This is a genomic window from uncultured Parvibaculum sp., assembly GCF_963975745.1.
GTDB lineage: Bacteria > Pseudomonadota > Alphaproteobacteria > Parvibaculales > Parvibaculaceae > Parvibaculum.
In genome coordinates, this window is record NZ_CAXBIB010000007.1 from 16,346 (window position 1) to 35,164 (window position 18,819).

Genomic DNA, 18,819 nt, shown 5'->3' on the forward strand with positions numbered 1-18,819 from the left:
CCGGACCGCACACGGTCCTGCTGAAAAGCTACCGGGTGAGCATTAAGGAAATCTTGAGGGTGACCGCATCAGCCGCGCGCAAGCGCCAGAAAGGCGTCGATTTCGGATGCCTGAGACTGAAATGAGGTCACGAGCCTGACGGTACGGGCCTGCGCATCGTCCCCCGGCATCGGCCATGGATGAAAGCGCGCACCTCCGCCCTTGAGTCTGGCGATGACTTCCATCTGCAAACGGACGAATATTTCGTTGGCCTGCGGCTGGAGGTGAAGCGCCACCCCGGGCAGAGCCGCAAGCCCCGCCGCGAGCCGTGCCGTCATGGCATTGGCATGGGCAGCCAGCGCGAGCCACAATCCGTCCTCGAGATAGGCCTCGAGCTGGGCCGACAGAAACCGCATCTTCGACAAAAGATGTCCCGCCCGTTTCCGCCGGAAGGCAAGGTCGCGTGCCAGATCCGGATCGAAGACGATGACGGCCTCGGCGGCCAGCGCACCGTTCTTGGTCGCACCGAACGACATGATCTCGATGCCGGCCTTCCATGTGATTTCGGCAGGGGTCAGCCCGAGCGCTGCCACGGCATTGGCAAACCGCGCCCCATCCATATGCACGCGCAAACCCCGTCCCCGCGCGATTTCGGCAAGTGCGCCGATCTCGTCGGGCGTATAGACGGCACCGAGTTCGGTCGATTGCGTGACGGTCAGGGCGGCCGGCTGCACATGATGCACGATGCCGGCCGGGAGTGCCGCCAGCGCGGCCTCCAGCGCCGCCGGATCGATCCGGGCACCCGGCCCCGAAAGCGGCACCAGCTTCGCCCCGCCCGAAAACATCTCGGGCGCGCCGCATTCATCGACATGCACATGGGCCAGCTCATGGCACATAACGGCGCCATGTGGCGGCGTCACGGCCGCCAGCGCCAGGGCGTTGGCGGCCGTCCCGGTGACGACCGGAAAGACCGCAACCTCGCGTTCGAAGATCGCCGCGAACCGGCGGCTCAGGCGCGCGGTCACCCCGTCCGCACCATAGGAAGCGGCCGTCCCGTCATTTTCCCGTGCCAGCGCATCCAGAATCTGGGGAGCGGCGCCCGCCGCATTGTCACTCGTGAAATCCATCTTCCCTTTTCCATCCGGTGCCGGCGCACGGCTGCCGGCAGATGAAAAGCAACCGCCGGAACCACCTCGCAGGGCAATTTCGGCACTAACGCCTTGATTCCACAAGACAAGTTATAGGTCAGTATCCCTGTCTTATTTGCTTGATTCAAGACCCCCGGTCTGGCATGATCGCGCGGCTGGAAAAGTGCGGCTTTCCCGGCCCGGTCGGCTGGCCGAAATTGAGTATGGCACGCCGATCAGTAAGCCCCCGCTCCGGGCAACAGGGAGCACCCAGCAGAAAGCTCCGTCAGCGATGACGGCACTGCAAGGGTACGCGAAGGGAGTGTGTTGGCCTTGAGCCGGACTCCGGCGCGTACCGCTCATCGGACCGCGAAGAGCGATCCGGCAATGATGTGCCTCGTCGGATTCGGCCGGGGCTTTTGCGATAACGCGCGCGATCCGCTAGCGTCCCCCGCCCCGACGAACCGGGGCTCCGGCCTGAAACGGGCGCCGGGGGCAAGGCGATGCGCGGCCGGGGAATTGATGACGATCGAGGCGACCTGCCTTGGCACGGGGAACGCACCCCCGGCGCGGCGGGTCCGGGTGAAGGATGGACGGGTATGACGCAAGAGCGCGAACAGATGGACGGACAGGCCGCGGCAGTTCATGCCGGGCTTCCGGACGCACAAGGCCTCTATGACCCCCGCAACGAACACGATGCCTGCGGCATCGGCTTTGTTGCGAACATCCACAACATCAAATCGCACAAGATGGTCGAGGACGGTCTGCGGATTCTCGAGAACCTCGAGCATCGCGGTGCCGTCGGCGCCGACCCGAAGGCTGGCGACGGCGCCGGCATTCTGATCCAGATTCCCGACACCTTCTTCCGCCGCGAAGCAAAGAAGCTCGGTTTTGAACTGCCGGCCGAGGGCCATTATGGCGTCGGCCACATGTTTCTGCCGAAGGATGATGCCGAGCGCGCAAAGATCTGTGCGTTGACCGAGAAAGTCATTGCCGAAGAGGGGCAGGTCTTCCTCGGCTGGCGCGACGTGCCGGTCGACAATTCCGATCTCGGTTATTCGGTGAAGCCGACCGAGCCCTTCCATCGTCATCTCTTTGTCGGACGCGGCCCGGCATGTGCCGACCAGGATGCTTTCGAACGCAAGCTCTTCGTGATCCGCAAGCGTATCTTCAACACGCTGTTCCACGAAACGGGCGCGATCCCCAGGGGGCTCTACATCGCCTCGCTCTCGTCGCGCACACTTGTCTACAAGGGCATGCTGCTCGCCGCGCAGGTCGGTCAGTACTACAAGGACCTCTCCGACCCCGAAATGGTGACGGCGCTGGCACTGGTGCATCAGCGCTTCTCCACCAACACCTTTCCGACATGGAGCCTCGCCCATCCCTTCCGCATGATCTGCCACAATGGTGAGATCAACACCAAGCGCGGCAACGTCAACTGGATCCAGGCGCGCTACTCGTCGATGCGGTCGGAACTCCTGGGCGACGACCTGAAAAAGCTCTGGCCGATCGCGGTCGAGGGACAGTCGGATACCGCCTGCTTCGACAATGCGCTCGAATTGCTGGTCATGGGCGGCTATTCGCTGTCGCATGCAATGATGATGCTCATCCCGGAAGCCTGGGCGGGGAATCCGCTGATGGATGCCGAACGGCGCGCCTTCTACGAATATCACGCCGCGCTGATGGAACCCTGGGACGGCCCTGCTGCCGTCGCCTTCACGGACGGCCGGCAGATTGGCGCGACGCTCGATCGCAACGGCCTGCGGCCGGCACGTTACTATGTGACCGATGACGGCCTGGTGATGATGGCCTCCGAAATGGGTGTATTGCCCGCGCCGGAAGAAAAGATCATCGAGAAGTGGCGTCTGCAGCCGGGCCGCATGTTGCTGATCGACCTTGAACAGGGCCGCATCATTTCCGACGACGAGATCAAGGCTGAACTCGCCAGACTGCATCCCTATCAGCAGTGGTTGAACGCAACCCAGATTCATCTCGAAGAGATGCCGGCTCCCCTGCACCCGGCGCGGCAGCCGATCTACGCCTCGCTGCTCGATCGCCAGCAGGCCTTTGGCTACACGCAGGAAGACCTGAAGTTCCTGATGGCGCCGATGGCAACAGAGGGACAGGAGGCGGTCGGCTCGATGGGAACCGACACGCCCATTTCGGCCCTCTCCTCGAAGTCGAAGCTGCTCTATACCTATTTCAAGCAGAACTTTGCGCAGGTGACCAACCCGCCGATCGACCCGATCCGCGAGGAACTGGTGATGTCGCTCGTGTCCTTCATCGGACCGCGTCCGAACCTGCTTGACCTCGAAGGCATGTCGCAGGTCAAGCGCCTGGAAGTACGACAGCCGATCCTGACCAACGAGGATCTCGAGAAGATTCGCATGATCGGCGAGGTCGCCGACAACCATTTCCGCACCCAGACGCTCGACATCACCTATGACGTGAAGCGCGGCGCCGGCGAAATGGCCGACATGCTGGAACGGCTCTGCGCACGTGCCGAAGAAGCCGTCACGCAAGGCTACAACATCGTCATCCTGTCGGACCGCCTGGTATCCGCCGATCGCGTTGCCATTCCGGCATTGCTTGCGACCTCGGCCGTGCATCACCACCTGATCCGCCACGGCCTTCGCACCTCGGTCGGGCTGGTGGTCGAGACGGGCGAAGCCCGTGAGGTGCATCACTTCGCCTGTCTCGCTGGTTATGGCGCCGAAGCGATCAATCCCTATCTCGCCTTCGAGACACTGATCGAGATGCTGCCCGATCTCGATGAAGGACTGACGCGTCAGGAAGCCGAAAAGCGCTACATCAAGGCCGTCGACAAGGGCCTGCTGAAGGTCATGTCCAAGATGGGCATCTCGACCTATCAGTCCTATTGCGGTGCGCAGATCTTCGATGCCATCGGCCTGAGATCCGACTTCACGCAGAAGTATTTCACGGGCACGGTTTCGATGATCGAGGGCGTCGGCATCGAAGAGGTTGCCGAGGAAACCCTGCGTCGCCACAAGCTGGCCTTCTCGGATGCACCGGTGCTGCGCAACGCGCTCGATGTCGGCGGCGAGTACGCTTATCGTGTCCGCGGCGAGGATCATGCATGGACGTCGGACAGCGTCCGCGACCTGCAGCATGCGGTGCGCGGCAACAGCCAGGACAAGTACCGGGCTTTCGCACGACAGATCAACGAGCAGAACGAGCGCCTGCTGACGATCCGGGGGCTTTTCGAGATCAGGAAGGCCGAGGATGTGGGCCGCGATCCGGTTTCGCTGGATGAAGTGGAACCCGCCTCCGAGATCGTCAAGCGTTTCGCGACCGGCGCCATGTCGTACGGATCGATCAGCCGAGAGGCGCACACCACGCTCGCGCTCGCGATGAACCGCATCGGCGGCAAGTCGAACACCGGCGAAGGCGGCGAAGAAGTCGATCGCTTCACGCCGCTCGCCAACGGCGACAGCATGCGTTCGGCGATCAAGCAGGTCGCCTCGGGCCGCTTCGGCGTGACCACCGAGTATCTGGTCAATTCCGACATGATCCAGATCAAGATGGCGCAGGGCGCAAAGCCCGGCGAAGGCGGGCAGCTGCCCGGCCACAAGGTCGACGCGGTGATCGCCAAGGTGCGTCATTCGACGCCCGGCGTCGGCCTGATCTCGCCGCCGCCGCATCACGACATCTACTCGATCGAGGATCTGGCGCAGCTGATTTTCGACCTGAAGAACACCAACCCCAAGGCGCAGATTTCCGTCAAGCTGGTCTCGGAAGTCGGCGTCGGAACGGTCGCCGCGGGCGTATCGAAGGCCCGCGCCGATCACGTGACGATCTCGGGCTTCGAGGGCGGCACAGGGGCCTCGCCGCTGACCTCGATCAAGCATGCCGGCTCCCCCTGGGAGATCGGCCTTGCCGAAACGCATCAGACGCTGGTGATGAACCATCTGCGCGGCCGCATCGCGGTGCAGGCCGATGGCGGGCTGCGGACGGGCCGTGACGTCGTCATCGGCGCCCTTCTCGGCGCCGATGAATTCGGCTTTGCGACGGCGCCGCTGATCGCCGCCGGCTGCATCATGATGCGCAAGTGCCATCTCAACACCTGCCCGGTCGGCGTCGCCACGCAGGACCCTGAACTGCGCAAGCGTTTCGTCGGTACGCCCGAACATGTCATCAACTACTTCTTCTTCGTCGCCGAGGAAGTGCGCGAGCTGATGGCCGAGATGGGCTACCGGAAGTTCGATGAAATGATCGGCCAGATGCAGATGCTCGACAAGCGCAAGATCGTCGAGCACTGGAAGGCCAAGGGTCTCGATTTCTCGAGGCTCTTCCACAAGCCCGAAGCACCGGAAGGCGTCGCAATTCATCATTGCGAGACTCAGGACCACAAGGTCGCCGATGTCTTGGATCGCAAGCTGATCGCGGCGGCGAAGGATGCGATCGAAGCCCGCAAGCCGGTGCAGATCGAGATGCCTATCCGCAATACCGACCGCACGACCGGCGCCATGCTTTCCGGCGAGATCGCAAAGCGTCACGGCCATGCCGGCCTGCCCGACGACACCATCCATGTGAAGTTCAAGGGCACGGCCGGTCAGAGCTTCGGCGCCTGGGTTGCAGCCGGCGTGACGCTGGAACTGGAAGGTGAGGCCAACGACTATGTCGGCAAGGGCCTGTCCGGCGGTCGGCTGATCGTCTATCCGCCGGCCAATGCGCGCATCGTGCCGGAAAAGAGCATCATCGTCGGCAACACCGTTCTATACGGCGCCATTGCAGGCGAATGCTATTTCCGCGGTGTCGCCGGTGAACGTTTCGCCGTGCGCAATTCAGGGGCCATCGCCGTCGTCGAAGGGACCGGCGATCACGGCTGCGAATACATGACCGGTGGCATCGTCGTTGTGCTCGGCGAAACCGGACGCAACTTCGCTGCCGGCATGTCGGGTGGCATTGCCTATGTGCTTGACGAGAACGGCATGTTCGAGCGGCGCTGCAATCTCGCCATGGTCGATCTCGAACCGGTGAAGGAAGAACACGACATCATGGAGCGGCGTCGCCACCAGACCGGCGATCTCGAAAGCCATGGCCGTGTCGACGTGATGAGCGACATGACGCGCTTCGACGCCGAACGCCTGCGCCAGTTGGTCGAAAACCATGCGCGCTACACCAACTCGTCGCGCGCGCGCGCAATTCTGGACGATTGGGAGGCCATGCTACCCAGGTTCCGCAAGGTGATGCCGGTGGAATATCGCCGCGCCCTCAGGGAAATGAAGCAGGCGCAGGAAACCGCGCAGGCAATGGCCGCAGCAGGAGAATAAGAGTCGTGGGCAAGATCACCGGTTTCCTGGAAATCGATCGGCAGGACCGCAAGTACCTGCCGGCCGCCGACCGCGTCAGGAATTACAACGAGTTCGTCATCCCGCTTGCCGAGGAAGCCGTGCGCGACCAGGCGGCGCGCTGCATGGATTGCGGTATTCCCTATTGTCACAATGGTTGTCCGGTCAACAATCAGATCCCGGACTGGAACGACCTCGTCTATCATTCCGACTGGGAAGAAGCCTGCCGCAACCTTCATTCGACCAACAACTTTCCGGAATTCACCGGGCGCATCTGCCCGGCGCCCTGCGAAGCAAGCTGCACGCTGAACCTCACCGAAGCGCCCGTGACGATCAAGACGATCGAATGCGCCATTGTCGATCGCGGCTGGAAGGAGGGCTGGATTCAACCGCAACGGCCTTCAGCCAGGACCGGGAAGAAGGTCGCCATTGTCGGCGCGGGTCCGGCCGGACTGGCCGCCGCCCAGCAGCTCGCGCGGCGCGGCCATGAGGTCCATGTGTTCGAGCGTCAGGCCAAGGCCGGTGGCCTGCTGCGTTACGGCATCCCTGACTTCAAGATGGAAAAACACCACATCGATCGCCGCATCGCACAGATGGAAGCGGAAGGGGTGGTTTTCCACTACGGCGCCCATATCGGCGTCAACAAGAGCGCAAAGGAACTCGATCGCGAATTCGACGCCGTGCTGCTGACCGGCGGGGCGGAAAAGCCGCGCGATCTCGAGGTCGAGGGGCGCAACCTCTCCGGCGTTCATTTCGCAATGGAATTCCTGCCGCAGCAGAACCGGCGCGTCTCCGACGAGCCGATCGGACAGGTCGAACCGATCCTGGCCGGCGGCAAGCATGTTGTCGTCATCGGCGGCGGCGACACGGGCTCGGACTGTATCGGCACCTCGTTCCGCCAGGGGGCCGTGTCGGTGACACAGCTGGAAATCATGCCGGCACCGCCGGAAAAGGAAAACAAGCTGCTGACCTGGCCCGACTGGCCGCTGAAGATGCGCACCTCCTCGAGTCAGGCCGAGGGCGCGACCCGCGACTTTGCGGTGATGACGCGGCGCCTTCTCGGCACGGACGGTCATGTCCGCGCCATCGAATGTGTCCGCGTCGACGAGAAGATGCAGGCGATCCCCGGTTCCGAATTCGAAATCAAGGCCGATCTCGTGTTGCTGGCCATGGGCTTCGTGCATCCGGTGCATGAAGGCATGCTGAAGGAGCTCGGCGTCGAGCTCGACAAGCGCGGCAACGTCGCTGCCGATACGGCGACCTACAGATCGTCGCTCGAGAAAATCTTCGCAGCTGGCGACATGCGCCGCGGCCAATCGCTTGTGGTATGGGCGATCCGCGAAGGCCGGCAGGCTGCCCGCGAGGTAGACCTGTTCCTGATGGGGGAAACCGTATTGCCGCGCTGACCGCAGGCGCGGATCGAAACGGAAAGGCCCCTGTGAGAATGCTCGCAGGGGCCTTTTTCATGCAAGGAAAACCGGAAGGGAACCGGGGAAAATGAAATCCGCATATGGCGACTATTTTGATGGCATTCGGGCCATGCTGCCGCTGCTGCCCGGCGCTGTGCCGTTCGGCATGATCGCGGGCGCCGTTGCGGCCGAAGCCGGATTCGGCACGGCTGCAGGAATCGGACAGTCGGTCGTGATCTATGCCGGCGCCGCTCAGCTGGCGGCAACGCAACTGGTCGCGGTGGCGGCACCGGCTCTGATCATTGTCCTGACCGGCCTCGTCGTCAATCTGCGCTTTGCAATGTACAGCGCCTCGCTTGCCTCACATTTCACCGGCCTTTCATTGCGCCACCGCGCGCTTCTGGCCTACCTGATGACCGATCAGTCCTACGCACTGACAGTCGCACGATATGGCGCGGCGGGCAGCGCGGATTCGGCGGCGAAGGCGCGCTTCTATCTGGGCGGCGCCGTCGCGATGTGGATCGTCTGGCTGAGCGCAACCGCGGCCGGATTCCTGCTCGGAAGCCGCGTGCCGCCAAGCTGGTCGCTCGATTTCTTCGTGCCGCTGAGTTTTCTCGCCCTGCTGGTGCCCGGCATCCGCGACCGGGCCACCGCCGCGGCAGCGGCGACAGGTGCAGCCGTCGCGGTCATCGCTGCAGGCCTTGTCTTCAATCTGGGGCTCTTTGTTGCGGCCGCCTGCGGCATTGCAGCCGGCTATCTTGTCGAAACGCGTTACGCCGCCAGGGGAGAACGCAAATGACCATAACGACGCTCTGGCTGGTGATTGCTGCCATTGGCATCGGCACCTTCGTTCTGAGGTTTTCCTTCATCGGCTTGTCGGGCCGCATGGCCCTGCCCGATGCGATGACGCGTGCTCTGCGTTTCGTGCCGGCCGCCGTCCTGAGCGCCATCATTCTGCCGGCGGCCTTGCGCATGCCGGCGGGCGAACTCGATGCTTCCCTCGACAATCCGCGTCTGATTGCCTGCGTCATTGCGGCTCTGATTGCCTGGATGACCCGAAGCGTCCTGGCCACACTGGCCGTCGGCATGGCAACGCTGTGGGCGCTGCAAGCGCTGCTCTAGCCGGTTCCTTCGTCAAGCACCCCACGGAGAAATTTCGCGCCTTCGCGAGCGCGGCGCGCCTCGCTATCGAACCGGATCTCGACATCGCGCCAACGCGTCATGCGCCACTCGTTCATCTTGTCGCGCGCCGCGATCGACATTGCGCCGACACCCGCCTGCTGCATCTGCCCGTTCCAGGCGGTCGACAACGCCACAATCGTATCCTGCACCGGCCCGACGCCGAACCCGTTGGTCCATGTGACGAGCCGCTCGCTGTTGAGCACCAGCAGCAATGCCGCCGTGATCCAGAGCGCCCGCGCAAACCGGGCGACGGCACGCCGCGTATGCTCGGCCATCTGCAACTCGACACGCGAGGCCGCTTCCCAGCCATCCTCGAGGTCAGTTTCGATTTCGCGAATGAGGTCCAGCATGTTTCGGCCTCAGAACTGAAAATAGATGAATGGCGCAACGCCTTCGGGCGCGACGGCCCAGATCACCCAGATGCCGCCGCCGAGGATGAGCCCGAGAACCGGCGACGGCAACCATTGAAGGCCCTGCGCCAGCCAACGCCCAAGATCGCGCGGCGTGAACTGGAAGACCATCGCAAGCGCGATCAGGCCGACCAGGAACGGCGTCGCGTAAAGGCTGGGATCGGACCAGCGCGCAAAGCCCGCAACATAGCTGCCGGCCGTCGAGAAACTGTCGGCGCGAAAGAATATCCAGGCGAAGCAGACCAGATGGAACGTCCAGACGACGCCAACGACATGCTGTGCAGCATGGCCGACGGCGCTAACAAACCCGCCGGGATCGCCGTCGGGTGGCGCAAACGCGTCGAGCTTGCGCCGCGCGTATCTCTCGATGGCCAACATGCCGCCGTGAAAGGCGCCCCAGAAGACAAAGGTCCAGGCTGCACCGTGCCAGATGCCGCCGAGGAACATGGTAAGAAACAGATTGCGATAGGTCTTCGCTTCGCCGTGTCGGTTGCCGCCCAGCGGCTTGTAGAGATAGTCGCGCAGCCAGGTGGACAGCGAAATGTGCCAGCGCCGCCAGAAATCCTGCAGGCTCGAAGCCCGGTAGGGCTGGTTGAAATTCTCGAGGAAGCGATAGCCGAGCAACGCGGCGACGCCGATGGCGATGTCGCTATAGCCCGAGAAGTCGCAATAGATCTGGATCGCGTATCCATAGACACCGATCAGGAGGTCGAGCGCACCGACCGCAGTCGGGTCGAAAAACACCGGATCGACAAGTTCGGTCGCCAGATAGTTGGCGATCAGCATCTTCTTGGCGAGGCCTGACAGGATCAGCACGGTGCCGACACCGACATGGGCGCGGGTCAGCGCGGGTGCCCGATGAAGTTGCGGCAGGAAATCGGCCGCGCGCACGATCGGACCCGCGACGAGCTGCGGGAAGAAGGAGATGTACAGCATCAGATTGGCGAGCGAGCGCTCCGGCCGCACATGACCGCGATAGACGTCGACGACATAGGAGATGCCCTGAAAGGTAAAGAAGGAAATGCCGACCGGCAGGATCACCTGCATGAAAGGCAGATCGCGTTCGAGCCCGGCCATTTCGAGCAGCGTCGACAGAGAGGTGAGAAAGAAGCCGTAGTATTTGAAGAATCCGAGGATAGAGAGACCGCCCGCCACCGCACAGGTAACCACAAGCTTGCGCAGCACCGGATGCGCGGTGCGGGCCAGCGCGAGCCCGGCGGCATAGTTGATCAGCGTCGAGACCAGCAGCAGCCCCATGAACCGCCAGTCCCACCAGCCATAGAAGAAATAGCTGGCGGCGAGCAGCACAAGCTTGCGCCAATGCGGCGTCCAGCGCGCGGCCCAGCTGACCGTAAAAACGATCAGGAAAAAAATCCCGAACTCTATGGTCGGAAAAAGCATGCCGCCCCGTCGCTTGCGCCCGAATGCATCTCGCCCAGTCAACCATCAGGGGGGCATGACGGATCCTGGCCATCATCCCCGCACGGGTGGAAAAGCTCAATGTTTCCCTTAACTTATGGTTAACCACCCGAGATGGCGGCCGGCCGGCAGAACGCTCCTTCGGTCCCCGTACGCATGGCCATAAGTGCGGTCCATAACGCCTCGCCGAGAAGTGCCGCGCCGGCGGGCCGCAAATGCACCCGGTCGGCATAGGCCAGAGGCGGCTCCGCCATGGCCCAGCGATGCACGGCGCAGCGCCCGCCCATTGCGTCGGCGCCGTCCCAGAACCAGGCACCTCTTTCATCCGCAAGCTCCTGCAGAGCCGCGCGCACGGAGGCAAGCCGGGGCGGCGTCGCCCAGCCATCGCCGCAGGGCTCGCCCTTCCCCTGCCTGGCGCCGTCAAACGGACCCAGCAAGGCGAACGACGCGTCCGGGACCGCGGACGCGATACGGTCCATCAACCCGCCGACCAGCGCCTTGTAGGCGCCCCTGTCGAGACCATCGCCGAAGCCCTCATTGGTGCCATATCCGAGAATGACGAGATCGGGCTTCAGCGCCGCAAGTTGCGCCGCGACGATTCCTTCGTCCCAGCGCGTCGACACGGCGGCCGTCGCCGCGACGATACCGTGACTGTCATAGCGAACGCCCGGACGACCATCGGCCGGTGCAAGTGCAACCGACCATCCGAGCAGATGGACAGGCCCGTTGCCGACCGGCCGCAGCACGGCGCGACCCGATGCCGCCGGGACGGTCAGGCGGACAAGCCCGGGCGCATCGCGCCGCGTCGACAGACGGAACGGCGCGGCGTCGCCGAGTTTCAGCATGACAGCGCCGGTATCGGGGCCCCCGGCGACTTCCAGCGTGATCGAGTTGAAGGGCGCCGGTCTCTGCAACGTCGCCACAGCATCGGGCCCTGAGGCGCTAGCGCGGAATCCTTGCAGCCCGAAGGGCCCGTCGCTCGCCTGCGGCAGGCTTGAAACGACGGACCAGGGCCCCTCCATCGATAATTCGAAGCCGTCCGGCGCGTAGTAACGGAAGGGAACGCCCGGCATCAGCCCGCGGCCGGCATCGCCGAAACGGGCCTGCCAGCGCTGGCGCAGCGCGCGCGTCAGATGATCGAGCGAGATATGGCTGTCGCCGAGATGCAGCACAGTGAGAGGATACGTGCGGACACCGGCATCGACGGCAGCGATCGCCGCATGAAAAGATTGAAGCTCCGCAGGCGCAGGCGGACAGTCGTCGCCGCGAACCGGGAGCGGCAGAAGACAGGCGACAACAAGTGCCGCTGCCAGACAGATGGCGGCGATACGGGTCGCGTCAGTTGACCGGGCCGGTCCAGCGCCAGTCATCGGATCGGCCGGGGCGTCTGCCCGATGTGTCATAGACGAAAGACTCCCGGGCAACGGATTCAACAGCCGCGGGCACTTCCGGTACCGGCGGCACCGCCTCGGCGACGCGAACCGCCGCATATCCGCTTTCGATGTCGGCCAGTATGGCATCTGCCATGCGGGCACCCAGCAATTCGTAGCCCGGCATCGTGAAATGAATACCGTCCTCGGCGCGCAACAGCCGCGTGCGGCCGAAACGATCGGCACCATAGGCCGTGTAGGCGCCGCTCTCATCGGTCGCGAGGCCTTGGGTGCTGACGAAGGCAACGCCATTGGCACGGGCACGATCTTCGAAGATCTGGTTGAACTGCGCCATGTCGCCGCCGAAGCGCGGGCTGCGCATCACCGGCAGTTCGAGCCAGTAGATACGGGCCCCCGTTGCCTGCAGCGTCGCGGTGAACTGATCGACGCGCCGCTCATAGATCTCGCGCCAGCCCGGCTCGAAAAGCGCATGGCGCTTGCCTTTTTCGACGATCGGCTGGCGGTCGTTGGTGCCCATCACGACGACGGCGATGTCGATCCGGGTCTCGGCCGCGATCTCGCGCACCGCTGCGTTCCAGTCGTAATAATCGGCGCGCGAGAAGCCGGTGGCGACGCGCGATTTCTTGATGACCGTGAAGCGCTTGTCCTGTCGCAGCACGTGGTAGAGCCCGGCCCATGTCCCGTCGCCGAGCGAATCGCCCATCACGACGACGTTGTAACGTCTTGATTGAACGGGCTTTTCGGCAACGGGCGGCGGCTCATCGCTGTCGACCAGCGCCGCGCTTTCGACGCGCACCGGCGTCAGCTGCAGCGGCTCGGCGGCCGCCGAAGCCCACCAGAACAGCAGCAACGGCAGTACGAGTCCTGCCATCAGCGCAAGGCGCCAAGCCTGATCTTCCTGCGCTTTTGCGGCGCGCGCTTGCATCGCTGTCCCCGAAAACCCCGAAAACGTCCCGGAACGGGCCGTTTTGCGCCACCTTGCGGCGCTTCATCATCCACATTCCTGCAGAGGCCGTGCCCCGGCCCGCGCCTCAAAACGGGACAAAGTCTAGTCGGTGGGGCCACCATTGCCTAGAGCGCGGCACAGCGATGCGACAGCGCAAAAAAGGGCAAAGCCCCCCTCTGTCACGCAACTGTCAAAAATCTGTCACAAAAGGAGCGGCGCGACGGCGCGGCCAGCACTTGTCCCCGGGGGATAAGTCGCCGCGAAAAAACTTGTCCCCGGTTTCGCCGCAAGACACCGATCCGCGCCACTCAGACGGCGCTGCGCAGCAGATCCGAAACCACCCGTTCGAGGTCCTTCAGCGAGGCGCAGGTGACCGCCTTGTCGCAATAGGGCTGCAGCTTGCGCATCTCGCTGTCGCCCGAATTCCACATCGTGCGCGGTTCGGGATTGAGCCAGACGACACGCCGCGCGCGGGCATGGATCTTCTTCAGGATGTCGCCGCGCGGATCGCCGTAGTTCGAGCGCGCATCGCCAAGGATCAGAACGGTGGTGCGGTGATCGACATCGTCGAGCGCGATCTGCTCGAAATCCATGAAGGCCTGTCCGTAATCGGTCGAGCCGCCGCCGAAATCGCGCAGCACCTCGACCAGCGCCTCTTCGAGCTTCTCGCGCTCGAAGAGCGAGGTCGTCTCGCCGAGTTGGCCCGAAAAGGCGAAGCTGCGCACGCCGGGCAGCACCTCCTGCAGCGAATAGAGGAACATCAGCAGGAAGCGCGCGACCTGCGCGACCGAACCCGAGACGTCGCAGACCGCCATCACCTTCGGCCGGTCGATCTTGGTCCGCTTCCAGACCGTGTGGAACATCAGCCCGTCATATTCGATATTGGCGCGGATCGTGCGGCGCACATCGAGCACGCCGCGCCGCGACACTTTCTTGCGGCGCGAATGCAGCGCGATCAGGCGCTTGGCCATCTTGCGCACCAGCTCGCGCATGATCTTCATGTCGGAGCGGTCGATATTCGACAACCGGACCTGCGCCAGCACCTCCTCGCGCAACTGCCGGCCCGAATTGGCGGTGAAGATTTCGAGCTGCTTTTCGACATAGTCGCGCACCTGGCCGCGCAGGCCCTCGCGCAAATCCGAGAGACGCTCGGCGCCCGGCGCATTGCCCGCGCGCTCGCGCCGCTCGATCTCCGCGTTGAGACCGTCGAGCCCCATCAGTTCCATGATGCGGCGCGTGAACATGCCGCGTTGCGTGAAGAGACGGATACGATTGAGCTGCGCCTGCCGCGCCCCTTCGGCCAGTGCCATCTGCAACTCGGCCTGATCGCCGCGTTCGAGCAGCGAAGCAAGATCGGTGGCGGGCGCGGGCTCACCGCCCTCGCCCGGTTCGCCCGACATGCCGCCCGAGCCCGGCGCCGACGGACTGCCCGATTGTTGCGGCGACCCGTCCTCGCCCTCACCGCCTTCGGCTTCGGCGCCGTCGGCGCTGTCCGCGCGGTCGTCATTGGCGGCGGGCGGCCGCGACTTGAACTGGTCGAAGGCGAAGAAGGTGTCGAAGGTCTCCTCGAAGGCAGCCTTCTCGTCCTCGCTTTTGGCCAGCACCTGACCGAGCGCATCGCGCAGCGTCATGCGGTCGTCGAGACCGACAAGCCCGACGACACGGCCGGCATCGATCGATTCCGAGGTCGAGACACGGACATCGGCCGAGCGCAGCGCGCGAATGAAATCGCCAAGGACTTCGGTCATGGCGCCCTACCTCGCCTGCACCGCTTTCGTCACCAGCGCATTGATCTCGCCGTCGACATTGTCGATGTCGTCCTGGAATTTCAGCAGCACGTTGAGCGTGTTGCGGACGAGATCGGCATCAAGCTCGCGGGCGTGCAACAGAACGAGCGTGCGCGCCCAGTCGATGGTTTCGCTGACCGCCGGCAGTTTCTTGAGGTCGAGCGTGCGCAAGCCCTGCACGAAGGCGACCAGCTGGCGGCGAAGTTCTTCCTCCACTTCCGGCACGCGCGAACGGATGATGCGCTGCTCGAGATCCGTGTCGGGGAAGGGAATGTAGAGATGCAGGCAGCGGCGCTTCAGGGCGTCGCCGATCTCGCGCGTGTTGTTCGACGTCAGGAACACGATCGGCGTGGTGCGCGCCTTGATGGTGCCGAGTTCGGGCACCGAAATCTGGTAGTCCGACAGAAGCTCGAGCAGGAAGGCTTCGAACTCGTCGTCCGACTTGTCGATTTCGTCGATCAGCAGCACCGCGCCGCCCGGCTGCCACAGCGCTTTCAAGAGCGGCCGCGGCTCGAGAAACTCCTCGGAGAAGAACGTGTCGTCGAAATCATGCAGCCGCGTCATGGACTCCTTGAGACCGTTTGCGCCGGCCATCAGATCGCCAAGTTTTTCCTTCAGCACCTGCGTGTAGAGAAGCTGCTTGCCGTATTTCCACTCGTAAAGCGCCTTGGCCTCGTCGAGACCTTCGTAGCATTGCAGCCGGATCAGCGGCTTGCCGACCAGTTCGGCGGTGGCCTTGGCAAGTTCAGTCTTGCCGACGCCGGGCGGACCTTCGACCAGCAGCGGCTTCTGCAGCCGTTCGGCCAGAAAGATCGAGGTGGCGATATGGGCGTTGCAGATATAGCCGCGCGTCTCGAAGCCCTTGCGGACCGCTTCGATTTCGGCGACGGCGTTTTTCGGTTCTGTGCTCAAGCGAATTGCGAGGGGCGGAAAGCGGCCCCTTCCCTGCGTTAACCTGTTGCGATTGCTGCAAGAGTAACACAGGCGTGCAGGGCTCGGGCAATGCCAAAGCGGTGGCTCCCTGTTCACCGCGCGAGCGGCACCGAACGGCGCTGCACACGGCGTTACTCACCCGAAGGCGGCGCGGATGACCTTGCCGACGACGGCGGCCTGATCCGCCGCGCCGAGCTTCGACTTGATATGCGAGAAATGCGAGCGGACGGTCGCCATCGAAAGACCCTGCTCGCGCGCGAAGGCGGAAAGACTCAAGCCTTCGGCAAAGGCCGCCGCAAGCTCCGCTTCGCGCGGCGAAAGCCCGTACCAGGCCGACAGCGCATCGCGGTCGATCCGGCGGCGGCGCCCTTCTTCGAAGATCCGGAGCAGCGCGATCGGCGGCGCGCCGGATCCGTCGGCCGGTGGCTGAATGCGCTCGCAGCGAAGGAGAAAAACCTCGCCCCGGCCATTCACGGCCCGGCCATAACGGTCGGCCGGACCGAAATTGTCTCCTGCACTGACCAGACCGAAAGCCTGATCCATCAGAGTCGAAAGCGCCTCTTCGCTCTGCGCATCGGCGCCGCTGAGCCTGCCGTTCTTGTGGATGAAGACATTGCCGTTCTCGAGCACACGGCGCGCCCGGCGATTGGCGAGAATGACATGCCGGCTGGTGCTGAGCAGCAGCATCGCCTCCGGTGCGTCGGCGAAAAGAAGCGTCAGCCAGTCGTGCTCGATCTGCTCCTGCGTGACAAGGGCGCCGAATTCGAGCCGCCGCTCCATGAAATGCCACACCCAGTCGGGATCGTGATCGCGTGCCCATTCGAAAAGCTGGTCGAACCGTTCGGTCATGTGCGGCTGCACGAATTCCGACATCTGGCGCGCATAGGCATCGCTGAGATGCTGCTTCTCCGCCGCCGTCCGCGCCGCCGCACCCGTGCGCCGCCGCACGAACTGGCCGATGCTGGCCAGCGCCGCCGCGGCCTGGGGCGACAGCGGCTGCAGACGCTGCCAGGTGTCGGGAAGTCCTTGCCAGACATGGAGATGCGCCCGGCCGCCGACGCGGCGCAGCCCTTCTGCGAGCAGTCGCGCATCGTCGAGCAGAATGTCGTCGGCACCGGCATGGATGAGGGTTTCGGGCAGGCCCGAAAGCTCGCCGAAGACCGGCGAGGCCAGCGGATGGCGCGGATCGGCGCCTTGCAGATAGTCGATGGTCAGCATGGCCAGCACCTCGACATCGGAGGCAAAGCGGCCGGTGCGGATGTTCTCGACATAGGAACCGCCCGACATCGTCAGATCGACCCAGGGCGCGAGCGCAACGAAGCCGGCCGGCAGCGGCGCGCCCTCGTCGCGCAGCGTAACGAGGGCGGCAAGGGCGATGCCGGCGCCCGACGTGTCGCCCATCACGACGAGCTTCGAGGGCAGGACGCCGCGCGCCAGCAACGCCTTGTATGTCGCGGCCACGTCCTCGATGGCGAGCGGAAAGGGGTGCTCCGGGGCGAGCCGGTAGTCGACCAACAGCACACGGGCATGGGCATTGCGGGCGACGGCATCGGCGACGACGCTATGCATCGGCCCCCGGTTCATCGCGAAGGTGCCGCCATAGACATAGAGGACCGTCGGACCGCCGGCTTCCGCCTCGCCGCACCAGACGGCCGGCCGCGGGAACCCGGCCGCCTCGGCAAGAGGATTGGTCTCGACTGCGTTCTCCATCGGCGCCCCGGCCAGTGGGGACCGGCAGTCCCCCTTTTCCCGGAACCCTATCATCACTTGTGATGAGGACAGAATAGCCGAATTGGCCCTACCCCTTGTCAAAAGGGGCGGATTTCGTCGCCGGCGCAAGCAGAGAGGGCCGACAAATGACATTGCAGACCGAGAAATGCGCTCCGGCGCGGCCGGCAAGCGTCTGGCGGCGCGCCGCCCTGGTCCTCATTGCCGGCCTGGCGCTGGCGGGTGCGGCCAAGGCCGCCGATGTCGACGGTGCAAGCGACCACCCGCTGATCAAGCGCTACGAGGACGCCGTCATCATCGGCTATCACACGCAGGCCTATGACGAGTTCGACATCGCGACAGGGCCGCACACGAGCAACGCGGCGAAGCTGACACAGGCGCAAACGGTCGAGGGCGCGCTTACGCGCCTTCTCTATGTGGCGCCCGAAGGCCGCTCGACGCTGGAAGTGATGCGCAACTACAAGACCGAACTGGCGGACAAGGGGTTCGACATCCTTTTTGACTGCAAGGGTTCCGAATGCGGCATCGGCCCCGATGCGCCGCGCGCCGGCTCTGCGATCATATCGAGTGCGCTGATCAAGCGCGTTGCCCTGACCAATAGCGGGCAGATCACGCAATATGCGTTTTCGCAGCCGCAGGATGTGCGCGTCCTCACGGCCAAGCTCGACCGGCCGGAAGGCGCGGTCTATGTCTCGCTGGCCATCGCCATCGAGGGCTTCGACCATTTCAAGGCAACGGCGCTGAAACCGCTGGTGCTGCTCGACGTGATCGAGACCGGCGAGATGGAACAGCGCATGGTGCTGGTCGAAGCGGCGGCGATGGCCAAGGCGATCGCCGAGACCGGCCGCATCGCGCTTTACGGCATCTATTTCGACACCGACAGCGCCACCATCAAATCCGAATCCGGCGAAACGTTGACCGAGATCGCCCGGCTGCTGAAGGACGACGGCGCGCTGAAGCTCTATGTCGTCGGCCACACCGACAGCCGCGGCACCTACGACCACAACATGTCGCTCTCGGCGCGGCGCGCCGAAAGCGTCGTCGCGGCGCTGACCAGCGAACACGGCATCGCGCCCGCGCGGCTGAAAGCGGCCGGCGTCGGTCTGCTGTCGCCCGTCGCAAGCAACGAAAGCGAGGAGGGCCGCGCCCTCAACCGCCGCGTCGAACTAGTGCGGCAATAGACGTCACACCGGGAG

General features: G+C 64.2%; 13 protein-coding genes. 5 read left to right on the top strand and 8 right to left on the bottom strand.

What is annotated here, in order from left to right; all coding sequences use genetic code 11:
- Positions 1–68: 68 nt before the first annotated feature.
- The gene (locus AAC071_RS07240; protein WP_339831281.1) at positions 69–1,106 is read right to left on the bottom strand and encodes a beta-eliminating lyase-related protein; all 1,038 of its coding nucleotides are present in this window, start codon (positions 1,104–1,106) and stop codon (positions 69–71) included.
- A 599-nt stretch (positions 1,107–1,705) separates the two neighbouring features.
- Here AAC071_RS07240 and gltB point away from each other — a divergent pair.
- The 4 genes from gltB to AAC071_RS07260 all read left to right on the top strand — a co-directional run bounded on the left by gltB (position 1,706) and on the right by AAC071_RS07260 (position 8,949).
- The gene (gene gltB, locus AAC071_RS07245) at positions 1,706–6,400 is read left to right on the top strand and encodes a glutamate synthase large subunit (protein WP_339831282.1); all 4,695 of its coding nucleotides are present in this window, start codon (positions 1,706–1,708) and stop codon (positions 6,398–6,400) included.
- Between the two features lie 5 nt (positions 6,401–6,405).
- Entirely contained in the window at positions 6,406–7,824 is a 1,419-nt protein-coding gene (locus tag AAC071_RS07250; RefSeq protein WP_339831283.1) for a glutamate synthase subunit beta, read from the top strand.
- 91 nt (positions 7,825–7,915) lie between these two features.
- A complete protein-coding gene (locus AAC071_RS07255) occupies positions 7,916–8,626 on the top strand; it encodes an AzlC family ABC transporter permease (protein WP_339831284.1) in 711 nt (236 codons plus the stop codon).
- Positions 8,623–8,949, top strand: a complete 327-nt coding sequence (locus AAC071_RS07260) for an AzlD domain-containing protein (protein ID WP_339831285.1) — start codon at positions 8,623–8,625, stop codon at positions 8,947–8,949. Before AAC071_RS07255 ends, AAC071_RS07260 begins: the two co-directional genes overlap by 4 nt.
- On the opposite strand, the gene AAC071_RS07265 is transcribed toward AAC071_RS07260, so the two are convergent.
- From AAC071_RS07265 to AAC071_RS07295, 7 genes are all read right to left on the bottom strand, one after another.
- On the bottom strand, positions 8,946–9,359 hold the full coding sequence (locus tag AAC071_RS07265; RefSeq protein ID WP_339831286.1) for a hypothetical protein: 414 nt from the start codon (positions 9,357–9,359) through the stop codon (positions 8,946–8,948). The genes AAC071_RS07260 and AAC071_RS07265 overlap by 4 nt on opposite strands.
- A gap of 9 nt (positions 9,360–9,368) precedes the next feature.
- The gene (locus AAC071_RS07270) at positions 9,369–10,820 is read right to left on the bottom strand and encodes an MBOAT family protein (protein ID WP_339831288.1); all 1,452 of its coding nucleotides are present in this window, start codon (positions 10,818–10,820) and stop codon (positions 9,369–9,371) included.
- 119 nt (positions 10,821–10,939) lie between these two features.
- Positions 10,940–12,208 (bottom strand): GDSL-type esterase/lipase family protein, encoded by a 1,269-nt coding sequence (locus AAC071_RS07275; RefSeq protein WP_339831289.1) that lies wholly within the window; start codon positions 12,206–12,208, stop codon positions 10,940–10,942.
- A complete protein-coding gene (locus tag AAC071_RS07280) occupies positions 12,177–13,154 on the bottom strand; it encodes a DUF459 domain-containing protein (protein ID WP_339831292.1) in 978 nt (325 codons plus the stop codon). The genes AAC071_RS07275 and AAC071_RS07280 overlap by 32 nt, the downstream gene beginning before the upstream one ends.
- 329 nt (positions 13,155–13,483) lie before the next feature.
- On the bottom strand, positions 13,484–14,923 hold the full coding sequence (locus AAC071_RS07285) for a VWA domain-containing protein (RefSeq protein WP_339831294.1): 1,440 nt from the start codon (positions 14,921–14,923) through the stop codon (positions 13,484–13,486).
- Between the two features lie 6 nt (positions 14,924–14,929).
- On the bottom strand, positions 14,930–15,874 hold the full coding sequence (locus AAC071_RS07290; RefSeq protein ID WP_339831295.1) for a MoxR family ATPase: 945 nt from the start codon (positions 15,872–15,874) through the stop codon (positions 14,930–14,932).
- Between the two features lie 156 nt (positions 15,875–16,030).
- Positions 16,031–17,605, bottom strand: coding sequence for an alpha/beta hydrolase fold domain-containing protein (locus AAC071_RS07295; protein ID WP_339831296.1), 1,575 nt, complete (start codon positions 17,603–17,605; stop codon positions 16,031–16,033).
- A 146-nt stretch (positions 17,606–17,751) separates the two neighbouring features.
- Between AAC071_RS07295 and AAC071_RS07300 the strand changes: the two genes are divergently transcribed.
- Positions 17,752–18,804: a DUF4892 domain-containing protein gene (locus tag AAC071_RS07300; protein WP_339831297.1), complete on the top strand. Its 1,053-nt coding sequence runs from the start codon at positions 17,752–17,754 to the stop codon at positions 18,802–18,804.
- Positions 18,805–18,819: the final 15 nt, after the last annotated feature.

Excerpts from the sequence above, each read along its gene's own strand:
- AAC071_RS07240 (WP_339831281.1), bottom strand. The coding sequence starts at position 1,106 with ATGGATTTCACGAGTGACAATGCGGCGGGCGCCGCTCCCCAGATTCTG.
- gltB (WP_339831282.1), top strand. The coding sequence starts at position 1,706 with ATGACGCAAGAGCGCGAACAGATGGACGGACAGGCCGCGGCAGTTCAT.
- AAC071_RS07255 (WP_339831284.1), top strand. The coding sequence starts at position 7,916 with ATGAAATCCGCATATGGCGACTATTTTGATGGCATTCGGGCCATGCTG.
- AAC071_RS07260 (WP_339831285.1), top strand. The coding sequence starts at position 8,623 with ATGACCATAACGACGCTCTGGCTGGTGATTGCTGCCATTGGCATCGGC.
- AAC071_RS07265 (WP_339831286.1), bottom strand. The coding sequence starts at position 9,359 with ATGCTGGACCTCATTCGCGAAATCGAAACTGACCTCGAGGATGGCTGG.
- AAC071_RS07270 (WP_339831288.1), bottom strand. The coding sequence starts at position 10,820 with ATGCTTTTTCCGACCATAGAGTTCGGGATTTTTTTCCTGATCGTTTTT.
- AAC071_RS07275 (WP_339831289.1), bottom strand. The coding sequence starts at position 12,208 with ATGACTGGCGCTGGACCGGCCCGGTCAACTGACGCGACCCGTATCGCC.
- AAC071_RS07280 (WP_339831292.1), bottom strand. The coding sequence starts at position 13,154 with ATGCAAGCGCGCGCCGCAAAAGCGCAGGAAGATCAGGCTTGGCGCCTT.
- AAC071_RS07285 (WP_339831294.1), bottom strand. The coding sequence starts at position 14,923 with ATGACCGAAGTCCTTGGCGATTTCATTCGCGCGCTGCGCTCGGCCGAT.
- AAC071_RS07295 (WP_339831296.1), bottom strand. The coding sequence starts at position 17,605 with ATGGAGAACGCAGTCGAGACCAATCCTCTTGCCGAGGCGGCCGGGTTC.
- AAC071_RS07300 (WP_339831297.1), top strand. The coding sequence starts at position 17,752 with ATGACATTGCAGACCGAGAAATGCGCTCCGGCGCGGCCGGCAAGCGTC.